This window comes from Nonomuraea sp. NPDC049486, from assembly GCF_040676925.1.
Taxonomy (GTDB): Bacteria; Actinomycetota; Actinomycetes; order Streptosporangiales; family Streptosporangiaceae; genus Nonomuraea; species Nonomuraea ferruginea.
In genome coordinates, this window is sequence record NZ_JBFAPV010000022.1 from 88988 (window position 1) to 103147 (window position 14160).

Below are 14160 nucleotides of genomic sequence, written 5' to 3' on the forward strand. Positions count from 1 at the left end.
CTTTACACTCCGAGTTTCTGGTGGGTCGGGAGTAAGGGCTCGGCGGGGCGTACCGGGGCCAGCAGGCCGGCCAGAGTCGCCAGGGGCGTGGGCTCGGCCAGCGCGCGCGGCGTCAGGCCCGCCCAGCCGTGTTCGCGGAGGCGGGCCAGCACCTCGGGCGCTCGCAGGACTCGGCCCCCGGCGAGGACGTAGCTGTCCGACGGGTCGACGCGGCCGAGCCCGTGCACCTCGGACACCGCCCGCACCAGCTCCGCCACTGCCTCAGGAGACACCTCGGTGGCCGGCCCGGTTGCGTACGGTGACGCGCTGGGCGGGGTGAAGCCGGCCAGCGCGGCCACCTCGCTGACGCGCAGGTCGGTGGACGGGTCGTCGTGGGCGAGCACCAGGGCCTCGTGGCCGCGCAGGAACGCCTCCACGGCGGCCGCGTCCATGATCGAGGATGCCGCCTGGAGCGCGAGCACGACCGCGTCGCGCCACTCGTCGATCCGCATGTACGTGTCCGCGCCGTAGTGCGACCACGCCTCCGGCGCCCGGTTCCAGGTGAACGTGGTGCGCCTGCCCTTGTAGACCAGGGTGCGCTGGTTGAGGAAGTTGACCTCCGAGCCCAGCCGTACCGGCACGCCGCGCCGGGAGCCCTCGCGGGACACCAACTCGACGACCTCGTCATAGGGCACGTACGCGTGTCGGGCGGCCTGCTCGCTCTCGGCGGCCACCCGCCGCACCAGCTCGCTGAACGGCGGGTCGTCGGAGCAGTCCACCCGCAGCAGCATCGGGGAGAACATGCAGGTCAGCACGTCCTGGTAGGCGTGCGACCCGCGGTTGCCCGCGAAGGCGAGCTGCCCGACCGCGCCCTGGCCGGTGTAGGCGGCCAGCAGGGCGGTGTGAGCGGCCAGGTGCACCGCCGACGGCCACACCTTGTGCCGGATGGCGATCCGCCGCCCGGCCTCCAACAGCGACGGCGACGTCAACGTCGCGTGCCGAGCCTCCTGCGGCGCGTGCCGGGCGGCCGAAGGCGAAGTCGGCGTCGCGTAGCGGGCCTCTTCTGGCGGCTCCGGCGTGCGGCGGGTGGCGAACGGGTCGGCGGGGAGCAGCGCTACCTGCTTCTCCCAGTACGCCAGCGCCTCGGCGGCCAGGGCGGCGGCCTCGGCCGACGCCTCCCAGCGGGCCAGGTCCGCGGGCTGGTGCCGCACCGGCGGCAGGGAGGCGGGGCGGCGGGAGGCGATGCCCTGCGCCTGCGCCCACAGCTCCTGCTCGATCCTCTCCAGCGTCCACATGTCGACGGCCAGGTGGTTGAAGACCACGACGACCTGCTTGGGAGCACCCCCGGAGGTGATGACGCAGGCGCGGATCGGCCACTCGGCGGCCAGGTCGAACGGCCTGCCCGTCAGGTCCTCGACCACCTCGGCCGGGCTGGGCGTGCCGTCCCGCTCCACGCTCGCCTGGACGATGGGCCAGGGGCCGGGGGCGTGCACCCGCTGCCGCGGGCCGCCGTCGGCGTGGAAGGTGGTGCGCAGCGCCTCGTGCCGGCGGGTCAGGGAGGTGAGCATCGCCCGGCAGTGGGCCACCGTGAGGCTCGGCGGTATGGAGAAGCGCAGCAGGATGTGCGACTCGGGCTGGTGCCGGGGCGGCAGCTGGTGAATCCTCAGCCACATGTAGCGATGCCCCCAGCAGAGGTTCGCGGACTTGACAGCGGACAATTGGGACCTCCACCGCCGCGCATGTGAGGGACAGGCCGACATGATTGAGAATTCGCCGCCGGGACGCGTATGACAACCCGTCGCCACTGGCCGGAACAGACCGCCACTACCTGCCAGTGGCGGGCCGGCCCGCCGCCTTGACCGGTGCCGCGTGAGACGTCGAGAATCGATACGAGCAGACTTTATTTGTGAGGTCCCGATGGCGATTTTTGAAATACCTCACGATTTCCAGAATATTCTGCGGTCGCATTTGCCCTTCGCCGACTCGGGGGCGCTGTCGGGCTTCGACGACCTGGCCGGCCTCGGTCTCGACTCGATGGGCGTGGTGCGGCTGATCGTGGACATCGAGGACGCCTACGGCGTCCAGGTGCCCGACGAGATCCTGGACGAGAGGACGTTCGCCACCGTGGGCTCGCTGTGGGAGGCCCTGTCGCCGCTGGTGACCCGCGGCCCGTGAGGCCTCCCTTCAGCCGCGCAGGGCGCCCGCCACCGCACGCCGATCCACCTTGCCGTTCGCGTTGAGCGGGAGTTCCCCCAGTACGGTGACCGAGCGCGGCACCATGTACCCGGGCAGCACCGCGGCGACCCCCTTGGCCAGGGCCACCGCGTCCAGCCCGTGACCGGTGCAGGCCGCCTCCAGTTCGAGCTCCCCGTCCGCCCCCGGCAACGCGACGACGACGGCCTCGTGCACGCCCGGCAGGCCGCGCAGCGTCGCCTCGATCTCGCCCAGCTCCACCCGGTGGCCGGAGATCTTCACCTGCTGGTCCAGCCGGCCGAGGTGCACCAGCAGGCCGTCCCGCCAGGCGACCCGGTCGCCGGTCCGGTACCAGGACTCCCCGGTCACCGGCTCGCCGTCGCGGGCGCGTACCCCGTCGAACGAGGTGAACCGGCCGGCGTCGTCGGCCGGGTCGGCGTAGCCGGGGAAGCGCTGCACCCCGCGCAGGCACAGCTCGCCCTCCGCCGCGGGCCGCCCGTCGCCGTCGAGCACCACGTGCTCGACCCCCGGGTACGGCAGGCCGATGGGCACGGTGCCGTTGGCCGTGCGCGGCCAGCCGGCCGGGTCGGCGGGCAGCCGGTACTGGGTGCAGCTGATGGTCAGCTCCGTCGGGCCGTACAGGTTCTCCAGCACGCTCTCCGGCGCCGCCGCCTGCCACGCGGCGGCCTGCCGCAGCGACAGCGGCTCCCCGCAGAACAGGCTCCAGCGCAGCGACGGCATGGCGCCCGGCGTGAGGCGGCGCAGCCGCATGGCCAGCGACACCACCGAGGGCACCGAGAACCAGTGGGTCAGCCGTTCCCTGTTCACGAACGCGACCGGTTTGAGCAGGTCGTACTTACCGGGGACGACCAGCGTCGCGCCGCCGCCCCAGGTGGCGAACATGTCGAAGACGGACAGGTCGAAGGTCAGGTCGAAGGTCTGGGAGACCCGGCAACCGGGACCCAGCCCGTACCGGGGGACGACGTGCGAGAGGTAGGCGTCGACGCTCCGGTGCCGCACCGGCACGCCTTTGGGCGCGCCGGTCGAGCCCGAGGTGAACAGCACGTACGCGAGATCGTCCGGATCGGCCTCACCCGCGGCCGTCAGGGGAGCGGCCAGGCCGTCGGTGTCCAGCGACAGCACGGGGGCGGGCAGCTCCGGCGGCGGGGGCGCCGTCGCGTCGGCCAGCACCACGTCGAGCCCGGCGGTGGCGGCCACGGTGCGGTTGCGCGCGCCGGGCACGGCCGGGTTCAGCGGCACCGCGGTCGCGCCGAGCCGCTGGATCGCCAGGTAGCCGGCGAAGGCGAGCGGGGTGCGCGCCGCGTACAGGCCGGCCCTGGCAGGGGGGCCGTCGCAGGCGCGGACCAGCTCCGCCGCCAGGCGCGCGGACAGCGCGTCCAGGTCGGCGTAGCTGAGGCGGGCGCCGCCGGTCTCCAGCGCGATCCGGTCGCCGTACCGCGCCGCGGAACCGGCGAACCACTGGTACAGGGTGCGTGCCACGGGTGTCTCCGATCGTCGGTCAGCTCGCGCGCGCCGCCCGCTCGGGCAGCTCGCGGGGGAACAGCGCCTCCGGGAGGTCCCAGCCGTGCCCGCTCCACAGGTCCTTCAGCACCCGGCCGGGGTCGGTCACCGCGAGCTGCAGGCCGAGCGCCAGCGTCCGCATGATGTCGACCATCGCCTCCGGGGGCAGGACGTCGGGGTCGGCCAGCATCAGCACACGGGTCTCGCCGTCGTCCACCTCGACGCGGACCCGGAACGCCTGCCCGTAGCTCTGGGCCAGCGGCGTCCACCGCAGCGTCGCGGGCGTCTGGTCGGCGGGGTCGGCGGGGCGCCGGTCCACCTGGACGTAGTTGAACCAGGCCCGGAACAGGTGGTTGACCCAGCAGTCGTGACCCGGATCCTCCCCGGCCCGCGCGGCCATCGCCGTGACCTGGTCGAAGTCGTAGCAGGAGTGGCGGTAGGCCTTGGCACCGGCCCAGTGCAGGCGCTTGATGTGCTCGGCGAGCGTGGCGCCGCGGTCCACGGCGGTGACGAAGGGGATGAGCTGGTTCATCGTGCCGATGTTGTGCTGGTCCTCCTGGGCGAACCGGTTGGACGACATCAGGCTCATCGTGACCCGGTCGGTGTCCAGGTGGCGGGCCAGACCCGCGGCGACGAAAGCCATGATCACGGCCGGCGGGGTGACGCCGTGCGTCCTGCCCGCCTGCGCGGCCAGCCCGCCCAGGCGGCGGGAGGTCAGCGTCAGCTCCAGCCGCTCCTTCTCGGTACGCGCCGGCAGCGTCGGCAGCCGGTCCGTGAGGCCGCCGGCCAGCACGTCGCGCCAGTAGCGCTCGGAGGCGGCCTGCCTGGGCCGCCACGACTCCTCCCGCTGCCTGCGCGCCAGCTCGCGCGGGGTGAAGCCGGTCTCGACGGCGGCGCCGGAGCCCGCCACCAGGGCCTTGAACTGGTCCTGAAGGTGATGGATCGACCACACGTCGACGATCAGGTGCGAGAAGGTCAGGCTGAGGTACATCGGCGCGCCCCGGTAGGTGACCATCAGCGCGCGCCAGTTCAGGTCGCCGGTCATCGGGAACGGGATCGCCAGCCGCTCCAGCTTGACCCGCTCGTGCTCGGTGGGGTCGGCGACCTGGCGGTCCACCCGCTCGACGGGCAGCCGCACCTCCTCGTGGACGCGCTGCACCGGCAGGCCGTCGCGCAGGTGGTAGGTGGTGCGCAGCGTCTCGTGCCGCCGGACGAGACGTTCGAGCGCCCGGTCCACCAGCGCGGGGGACAGGCCGCGCAGGTCCCACGTCGACGGCAGGTTCGCCTCGTGACCCCAGCCAGGCGGGTAGCGCTCGATCTCGCGCCAGCTGAAGAGCTGGCCGTGACTCAGGGGTGCCTCGACCGACATGTGCTCTCCTCGAACCGGCTTTCTCCGCTCGTTATTCATCGCGGACGGGAAGCGCCCCGGTCAAGGCCTCGCGCGATGGCAAGTAATGGCGGCAACAATGTGCCAGCAGCGGGCCATGGGCCGGACGAGAAGTCGCCCCGTAAAGTCGCAATAACTAAGCGAAAGCCCGCGACCGGATCAATTGACGGGCGGTTCCGCACAGTCGTTCCTGATAAAGCGGCGGCGTCGAGAAGCCAGAGGCTTGGGGTGGCGAATTGATGGGTGACGAGTCGATTCGGCCGGTGGTCACCGGCGGTCCGGACGCGATCGCCGTCGTCGGCATGGCCTGCCGCCTGCCCGGAGCCGCCGATCCCGGGGCGTTCTGGAAGCTGCTCCGCGAAGGCGTGGACGCGGTCACCGAGGCGCCGGAGGACCGGTGGCCGGAGGCGACGGAGTACCGCCGCGGCGGCTTCCTCCAGGACGTCCACGGCTTCGACGCGGCGTTCTTCGGCATCTCCCCGAACGAGGCCGCGGCGATGGACCCGCACCAGCGGCTGGTGCTCGAACTCGCCTGGGAGTCCCTGGAAAGCTCCCGTACCGCCCCCGGCGGACTGCGCGGCAGGGCGGCCGGGGTGTTCCTGGGCGCCATCTCGAACGACCACGCCGCGTTGCTGGCGCGGGCCGGCGCCCAGCCGGGCAGGCATGCCTACACCGGGGCGAACCGCGCCATGATCGCCAACCGGGTCTCCTACTTCCTCGGCCTGCGCGGCCCCAGCCTCACCCTCGACGCGGGGCAGTCGTCCTCGCTGGTCGCGGTGCACCTGGCGTGCGAGAGCCTGCGCCGCGGCGAGACCGCGCTCGCCCTGGCCGGCGGCGTCAACCTCAACCTGAGCGGCGAGACCACCGACGCCATCGGCAGCTTCGGCGCGCTGTCGCCGGACGGCCGCTGCCACGTCTTCGACAGCCGCGCCAACGGGTACGTGCGCGGCGAGGGCGGGGCCGTGGTCGTGCTGAAGCGGCTGGCCGACGCGCTGGCCGAAGGCGACACCGTACACGCCGTGATCCTCGGCGGGGCCGTCAACAACGACGGCGGCGGCGAGGGGCTGACCGTGCCCAGCCGGCGGGCGCAGGAGGAGGCCATCAGGCTGGCCTGCGCGCACGCCGGCGTGGCGCCGGGCGACGTGGGCTACGTCGAGCTGCACGGCACCGGCACCAGGGTGGGCGACCCGGTGGAGGCCGCGGCTCTCGGGGCGGCGTACGGGACGGCCCGGCAGGACGGCGACCCGCTGCCCGTCGGCTCGGTCAAGACCAACATCGGCCACCTGGAGGGCGCGGCGGGCATCGCCGGGCTGCTCAAGGTGGTGCTCGCCATCAAGCACCGCGAGCTGCCCGCCAGCCTGCACTTCGCGTCGCCGCCGCCGGAGATCCCGCTGACGGATCTGCGCCTGCGCGTGGTACGCGAGACCGTCCCCTGGGCCGCGGGCGGGCGGCTGGTGGCGGGCGTCAGCTCCTTCGGCATGGGCGGCACCAACTGCCACCTCCTGCTCGCCGAACCACCCCCGCGCTCCCCCGAACCGGAGGACCTCGCCCGGACCCGCCCCGAAGATCTTGACCTGCGGCGGTCCGGGGACTCCCCTGCCCCCGGAGCCCGCGCGGGCGGGGACGCCGGGTGGCCGTGGGTGGTCTCCGCGCGGTCACCGGAGGCGTTGCGCGCGGCGGCGGGCCGGCTCGCGGAGGTCGCGGCGGAGCCCGGCGCCGAGCCGGACGGGATCGCGGCCGGCCTGCTGAGGAGCCGCACCGCTTTCGAGCACCGCGCGGTGGTGCTGGGCGCGGACCGGGAGGCCAGGCTGTCCGGGCTGCGGGCGCTGGCCGGCGGCCTGCCGCACGACGACGTCGTGCTCGGCGCGGCGACGGGCGGGCGGCGCGTCTTCGTCTTCCCCGGCCAGGGGTCGCAGTGGCCGGGGATGGCCCGCGAACTGCTGGCCGCGTCGCCGGTGTTCGCCGCCCGCGTCGCCGAGTGCGCGGACGCGCTCGCGCCGCACACGGACTTCTCCCTGGTCGACGTGCTCGGCGAGCGGCCCGGCGCCCCCGGACTCGACCGGGTGGACGTGGTCCAGCCCGCGCTGTGGGCGGTCATGGTCGCGCTCGCCGAGGTGTGGCGCTCCCACGGCGTCGAGCCGGACCTGGTCGTCGGCCACTCCCAGGGCGAGATCGCCGCCGCCACCGTCATCGGCGCGCTCAGCCTGCCCGACGCGGCGCGGGTCGTGGCGCTGCGCAGCCGCGCCATCGCCGGCATCGCGGGCCGGGGCGGCATGCTGTCGGTCGCGGCGCCCCTCGACGTGGTCGAGCGGGCGATCGGCCCGCTGGCGGTGTCCGTGGCGGCGGTCAACGGGCCGCGCGCGGTGGTCGTCGCCGGGCCGCGCGAGCTGCTCGACGAGCTGGCCGGTCGGCTCACCGACCACCGCACCAAGGCCATCCCGGTCGACTACGCCTCCCACACCGCCGAGGTGGAGCAGGTACGCGACGAGGTGCTGGCCGCGCTGGCCCCGATCCGCCCGGTGAGCGCCGCGACGGCGTTCGTCTCCACGCTCACCGGCGAGCCGATGGACACCTCGGGGCTCGACGCCGGCTACTGGTACCGCAGCCTGCGCAACCCGGTCCGGTTCGCCCAGGCCGTGCGGGTGGCGATCGGGGAACGCTGCGACCTCTTCGTGGAGTGCAGCCCGCATCCGGTCCTCGCCACGGCGGTGGAGGAGACGGCGGAGGACGCCGGGGGCGAGGCCGTGGTGATCGGCACACTGCGCCGCGGCGAGGGCGGGGCCGGCCGCGTGCTGCGCTCGCTCGCCCGGGCGTACGCGGCGGGCGCCCCGGTCGAGTGGCCCGCCGTGCGCGAGACGCCGCGCTCCTGCCTCGCGGACCTTCCCACGTACCCCTTCCAGCGCCGGTCGTACGGGCCCGCCACCCCGGACGCTCACCGACCGTCACACCTCCCCGGCGATCGCGTGCCCGGCCGAGAGCCGGACGTGGTGCGTGATGGCGACGGCGGGACGCCGGACGCGGTGTCGCGCGAGGAGCGGGAGGTGCGGTCCGCGCGGAGTTCGGCTGAGGTGCGGGAGCTGGTTCTGGAGACCGCTGCCCGGCTGCTCGGCCATGATGACGCGGCCGCGCTGGAGCCTGCCCGGACGTTCAAGGACCTGGGCTTCGAGTCGGCGACCTCGCTCGAACTGCGCGACCGGCTGCGCGCCGCGACCGGGTTGAAGCTCCCGACCGGGCTGCTGTTCGACCATCCGACGCCCGCCCGCCTCGCCGACCATCTGTACGCCCTGCTCACCGCCTCGGCGCCGGACACGCCGGTCGTACGGCCGCGACCGAGGCAGGCGGAAGCCGACGACCCGATCGCGGTGATCGGGATGGGCTGCCGCTACCCCGGTGGGGTGGCCTCGCCGGAGGACCTGTGGCGGCTCGCCGGCACCGGCCAGGACGCGATCGGCGAGTTCCCCGCCAACCGGGGCTGGGACCTGGACGCGCTCTTCGCCACCGGCCCCGACCGCTCGGGCACCAGCGACACCAGGTACGGCGGTTTCCTGTACGACGCCGACCGGTTCGACGCGGCCTTCTTCGGCATCAGCCCGCGCGAGGCGGCGGCCATGGACCCGCAGCAGCGGCTCCTCCTGGAGATCTGCTGGGAGAGCATCGAGCGGGCCGGGATCGACCCCGCCGACCTCCGCGGCTCGGCCACCGCCGTGTTCATGGGCGCGATGGCCCCCGAGTACGGCCCCCGGCTGCACCGGACCGCCGGCCTCGCCGACGGCCACCTGCTGACCGGCACCGCGCTCAGCGTCGTCTCCGGCCGCATCGCCTACACCTTCGGCCTGGAGGGCCCGGCCCTCACCACCGACACCGCCTGCTCGTCCTCGCTGGTCTCGGTCGTCCTGGCCGTGCAGGCGCTGCGGCGGGGTGAGTGCGCGATGGCGCTGGCGGGCGGCGCGACCGTGATGTCCAGCCCCGGGATGTTCGTCGAGTTCAGCAGGCAGGGCGGGCTGGCCGCCGACGGGCGCTGCAAGGCGTTCTCGGCCGCGGCCGACGGCACCGGATGGGCCGAGGGCGCGGGCGTTCTCCTGCTGGAGCGCCTCTCCGACGCGCGCCGCCTGGGCCACCCGGTCCGCGCCCTGATCCGCGGCGGCGCCGTGAACCAGGACGGCGCCTCCAACGGGTTGACCGCGCCGAGCGGCCCGGCGCAGGAGCGGGTGATCCGTCAGGCGCTGGCCGACGCGATGCTCGACGCCCGCGATGTGGATGTGGTGGAGGCGCACGGCACCGGCACGACGTTGGGCGACCCGATCGAGGCGCAGGCGTTGCTGGCCACGTACGGGCGTGGACGTCCGGCCGAGCGGCCGGTGTGGCTGGGGTCGCTGAAGTCGAACATCGGTCACACCCAGGCTGCCGCCGGGGTGGCCGGTGTGATCAAAATGGTGAAAGCGCTGGAGCACCGTACGCTCCCGCCGACCCTGCACGCTGACGAGCCGACGCCGCACGTGGACTGGGAGTCCGGCGGCGTGCGGTTGCTGACCGAAGCGGTGGAGCTGCCCGGCGAGCGTCCGGTGCGGGCCGGGGTCTCCTCGTTCGGGGTCAGCGGTACGAACGCGCACGTGATCCTGGAGGGCGCGCCGGCTCCGTCATCTGGCGGTCCGCTGGCACGGGTGCCGGAAGTCGGTGACGGTCCGCCGGAGCCCGTGTCGGCGGCCGGTGACGGTCCGCTGGCGCAGGCGTTCGCGGCCGGTGGTGGTCCGCTGGTGTGGCCGGTGTCGGCGAGGTCGGCGGAGTCGTTGCGGGCGCAGGCTGCGCGGTTGCTCGCGTACGGGGAAGGCGTCGCTGATCGGGACCTGGCCGGTGCGGGGCGGGCGCTGGCCCGGCGCGCGAGCTTCGGGCACCGAGCCGTGATCGTGGCGGGGGATCGGCGGGAGTTGCTGGCGGGGCTGGCCGCGCTGGCGGAAGGCGGGTCCAGTGCCGCGGTGGTGAGCGGGGTGGCGGCGCCCGGGGTCCGGCCGGTGTTCGTGTTCCCCGGTCAGGGCTCGCAGTGGGCGGGCATGGCCGTGGACCTGCTGGACGAGGACGAGACGTTCAGGGCCGCCCTGCTCCGCTGCGAGGAGGCGCTGCGCCCGCACATCGGCTGGTCGGTCGTGGACGTGCTGCGTGGTTCTCCCGGCGCGCCCGCGCTGGAGGGGTCGGACGTGATCCAGCCGGTGCTGTTCGCGGTCATGGTCTCCCTGGCGGAGGTCTGGCGCTCCCTCGGCGTGCGGCCGGCCGCGGTGCTCGGCCACTCCCAGGGCGAGATCACCGCCGCGTGCGTGGCGGGCGCGCTCTCGCTGGAGGACGCCGCCAAGATCGTGGCCCTGCGCAGCCGGGCGCTGACGAGGCTGGGCGATCGTGGCGGCATGCTCGCCGTGCCCGTCGACGCGGAGCGGGCCGCCCGGATGCTGGAGCCGTGGGCCGGCAGGCTCTGGCTCGCCATCCACAGCGGACCGGACAGCTCGGTGGTGGCGGGCGACGCCGACGCGCTGGAGGAGTTCACCGCCGCCCACGGCGACACCGTACGGATCCGCCGGGTCGCGATCGGCTACGCCGCCCACACCCCGCACATCGACGCCTTGCGCGACGAACTGCTGGAGACGCTCGGCGGCGTCCATCCACGCCCGGCCGAGGTCGCGTTCTGCTCGTCGCTGGAAGGCGGCACGATCGACACGGACAGGCTGACGGCTGACTACTGGTTCACCAGCCTGCGGCGACCGGTGCTGTTCCGCCAGGCGGTGGAGTCGCTCGCCGGCTCGGGCACCCCCGTGTTCGTGGAGTGCAGCCCGCACCCGGTGCTCACCGGGCACGTCGAGGACACGCTCGCGGACGCGTCCGGCGGCGCCACAGGAACGCTGAGGCGCGGCGACGGCGGCGCGGCCCGCCTGTTCAAGTCCGCCGCCCAGGCCTGGGTGCTCGGCGTGGACGTGGACTGGCCCGCGGCGCTCGGCCCGGCGACGAGCCACGACGACGGGCTCCCGACCTACCCCTTCGAGGCCGCGAGGCACTGGCTGGACGCGGAGCCGGTCACCGCCGGCGGCGGGCTGGCCCCGTCCCGGCACCCGCTGCTCGGAGCCGGTGTCCCGCTCGCCGCCGAGGACGGGTTCCTGCTGGCCGGGCAGCTGTCCCTGGCCACCGCGCCGTGGCTCGGCGACCACGCCGTGGAGGGTGCGGTGCTGCTGCCCGGCACCGCCTTCGTCGAGCTCGCACTGGAGGCCGCGGCCAAGGTCGGATGCGACGAGGTCGAGGACCTGACGCTGGAGGCCCCGCTGTTCCTGCCGGAGACGGGAGCCGTACAACTGCAGCTCGCGGTCGGCGGGCCGGACGAGCAGGGCCGCCGCACCGTCACCGTCCACGGCCGCACGGGCGGCGACGCCGAGGAGGGCTGGATCCGGCACGCGACCGGCCTGCTCGGCTCGGCCACCGCCCCGGCCGCCGGTCCGCTGGGCGGCACCGCCGAGGCCGCCGGTCCGCTCGCTGCCCAGGCTGCCGGTCGGCTCTCCGGCACCGCCCCGGCCGCGCCGATCTCGTGGCCGCCGCAGGCCGAGCCCGTGGACCTGGACGACCTGTACGGCAGGCTCGCCGAGCGCGGTTACGAGTACGGCCCCGCGTTCCAGGGGCTGCGGGCCGCCTGGCGCGCGGGCGATCACGCCTATGCCGAGGTGACCCTGCCCGAGCCGGTGAGCGGCGAGGCCGGGCGCTTCACGCTGCACCCCGCGCTGCTGGACGCCGCGCTGCACCTGGTGGTGCTGGAGTCGGCGGACGATTCCGGCCTGTTGCTGCCGTTCTCCTGGAACGGGGTCCGGGTGGTCGCGACCGGCGCGCGGACGCTGCGGGTGCGGATCGACGGGTCGGGCGACGACCGCGTCTCGCTGACGATCTTCGATGGCGCCGGGCAGTGGATCGGCGGCGTGGACACGCTGGTCCTGCGCCGGATGCCCAGGAACGCCGCCCCCGTCAGCTCCACCGGCTCCGCGGCGCACGTCGTCGAGTGGGTCGAGCCGGTCGTGGCCGGGGCGTCCGAGCTGCGCTGGGCGCTGGCCGGTTCCGACGAGCTGACCGACGAGATCGGCGCCGAGCTGGCGGCGGCCGGGATCGAGCCGCCCCGCTACTACGACCTCGCGTCACTGGCCGAGATGAGCGCGGCCGGCGTCCCCGACCTGGTCCTGGCCCCCTGCCAGGCCGACCCCGGCGACCTGCCGTACTCCGCGCACGACGCGGTGGGCCAGGCGCTCGACCTCGTCCAGGGCTGGCTCGGGGACGAGCGGTTCGCCGGGTCGCGGCTGGTCTGCCTCACCCGGGGTGACGACCCGGCGAGCGCGGCGGTGCGAGGGCTGGTGCGGGCGGCGCAGAGCGAGCAGCCGGGCCGGTTCGTGCTGGCCGACGTGCCCGAGAAGTTCTCCGCCTGGGGGCTGCTGGCCGCAGCCGTGGCCGCGGGCGAGACCGAGATCGCCGGCCGCGACGACACCGTCCTCGTCCCCCGCCTGGTGCGCCGCCCGGCAGCCACCGCTCCCGCCGTCTCCGAGCCCGCTGAGGTGGCTGGTGCGGTGCTGGTGACCGGAGGGACCGGTGGGCTTGGTGCTCTGGTGGCGCGTCGGCTGGTGGCGCGGCACGGGGTGCGGGACCTGGTTCTCCTGTCGCGGCGTGGGCTTGAGGCCGCGGGCGCGGCCGGGCTGGTGGCGGAGCTGGAGGAAGCCGGTGCCCGGGTGCGGGTGGCCGCTTGCGACGTGTCCGATCACGCGCAACTGGCGGACGTGGTGGCGTCGGCTGGTCCGCTGGCCGGTGTGGTGCACGTCGCCGGGGTGCTGGACGACGGCCTGGTGGAGGGGTTGACTCCGGAGCGGGTGGCCGGGGTGCTGGGGCCGAAGGCGGACGCCGCCTGGTTCCTGCACGAGCTGACCGGGTCCTCCGAGCCGGGCTTCTTCGTGCTGTTCTCGTCGCTGGCCGGGGTGGTCGGCAACGCGGGTCAGGGCAATTACGCGGCGGCGAACGCGTTCCTGGACGGGCTGGCGGTCGCCAGGCGTGCGGCGGGGCTGCCTGCGGTGTCGGTGGCGTGGGGGCTCTGGGATGTCGAGTCCGGCATGAGCGGCGCCATGGGCGAGGCCGATCGGGCGCGGCTGGCCCGCGCGGGGATCGCCCCGCTGCCGGTGGAGGAAGGGCTCGCGCTGTTCGACGCCGCCCTGGCCGGTGACGCCGATCCGGTGGTGGTGGCGGCCCGCTGGGACATGGCGGGACTGAGGGCACGCGCGGAGAACGAGGAGCTGCCGAGTGTGCTGCGCGGCCTGGTCCGCATGCCCCGACGGGCGGCGGCCGGGGCCGAGGCCCAGCCCTCGGCGGGACCGGCCGAGCTGACCGAGCGTCTCGCCGCGCTGGGCGAGGCCGGCGCGCTGACCCACCTCACCGAGCTGGTCCGCTCGCACGTCGCCGCCGTCCTCGCGTACGGCGGCGCGGACTCGATCGACGTGGACCGGGCCTTCAACGAGCTCGGCTTCGACTCCCTGACCGCCGTCGAACTCCGCAACCGCCTCACCACGGGCACCGGGCTGCGGCTGCCGTCCACGCTGGTCTTCGACCACCCCACGGTCCGCTCGCTCGCCGAGTACCTGTTCCGCACGCTGGCCCCCGAGACGCCCTCCGCCGAGGACGCCCTGCGGACGGCGGTGGACCAGGCCGAATCCGTGATGCTCGCCGCCAACGGCGAGGCGGACGCCGTACGCGACCGGCTCGTCGCCATTCTGCAGAGCGCTCTCACCAGGATCGGCGCGACCCCGGCGGACACGCTGGTTGCCGCGCCCACCAGGTCCAACGGCGCCGCGGAGGAGATCGTGTCCGCCTCCGACGAGGAGATCTTCGCCTTGATCGACAACCGAACGATGACATCTCCTCTGAGATCGCCACAGGAAGGGCTGGACCATGGCGAATGAGGACAAGCTTCGCGCCTATCTGAAGAAGGTCACCGTCGAGCTGGCGGAGACGCGTCAGCGGCTGGCTGAGGATCAGGGGCGCAGGCATGAGCCGGTGGCGATCGTGGGGATGGCGTGTCGTTTTCC

The 14160-nt window shown here is 74.5% G+C and carries 6 protein-coding genes; 3 read left to right on the forward strand and 3 right to left on the reverse strand.

Annotated features, from left to right (window positions below; genetic code table 11):
• Window positions 1-2 precede the first annotated feature (2 nt).
• The gene (locus AB0K05_RS40680; protein ID WP_364236631.1) at window positions 3-1652 is read right to left on the reverse strand and encodes a condensation domain-containing protein; all 1650 of its coding nucleotides are present in this window, start codon (window positions 1650-1652) and stop codon (window positions 3-5) included.
• 295 nt (window positions 1653-1947) lie between these two features.
• Between AB0K05_RS40680 and AB0K05_RS40685 the strand changes: the two genes are divergently transcribed.
• The gene (locus AB0K05_RS40685; RefSeq protein ID WP_222708855.1) at window positions 1948-2154 is read left to right on the forward strand and encodes a phosphopantetheine-binding protein; all 207 of its coding nucleotides are present in this window, start codon (window positions 1948-1950) and stop codon (window positions 2152-2154) included.
• Between the two features lie 9 nt (window positions 2155-2163).
• On the opposite strand, the gene AB0K05_RS40690 is transcribed toward AB0K05_RS40685, so the two are convergent.
• Both AB0K05_RS40690 and AB0K05_RS40695 read right to left on the reverse strand, forming a co-directional pair.
• Entirely contained in the window at window positions 2164-3672 is a 1509-nt protein-coding gene (locus AB0K05_RS40690; RefSeq protein WP_364236634.1) for an amino acid adenylation domain-containing protein, read from the reverse strand.
• A gap of 19 nt (window positions 3673-3691) precedes the next feature.
• A complete protein-coding gene (locus tag AB0K05_RS40695; protein ID WP_364236636.1) occupies window positions 3692-5062 on the reverse strand; it encodes a condensation domain-containing protein in 1371 nt (456 codons plus the stop codon).
• 257 nt (window positions 5063-5319) lie between these two features.
• On the opposite strand from AB0K05_RS40695, the gene AB0K05_RS40700 reads away from it, so the two are divergent.
• The gene (locus AB0K05_RS40700) at window positions 5320-14034 is read left to right on the forward strand and encodes an SDR family NAD(P)-dependent oxidoreductase (protein ID WP_364236639.1); all 8715 of its coding nucleotides are present in this window, start codon (window positions 5320-5322) and stop codon (window positions 14032-14034) included.
• Window positions 14024-14160, forward strand: a 137-nt coding sequence (locus AB0K05_RS40705) for a polyketide synthase docking domain-containing protein (RefSeq protein ID WP_364236648.1), incomplete at its 3' end; no start/stop codon positions are given. The genes AB0K05_RS40700 and AB0K05_RS40705, both read left to right, overlap by 11 nt.

Coding starts and splice junctions, on each gene's coding strand:
- AB0K05_RS40680 (WP_364236631.1), bottom strand. CDS start 1,652: ATGTGGCTGAGGATTCACCAGCTGCCGCCCCGGCACCAGCCCGAGTCG.
- AB0K05_RS40695 (WP_364236636.1), bottom strand. CDS start 5,062: ATGTCGGTCGAGGCACCCCTGAGTCACGGCCAGCTCTTCAGCTGGCGC.
- AB0K05_RS40700 (WP_364236639.1), top strand. CDS start 5,320: ATGGGTGACGAGTCGATTCGGCCGGTGGTCACCGGCGGTCCGGACGCG.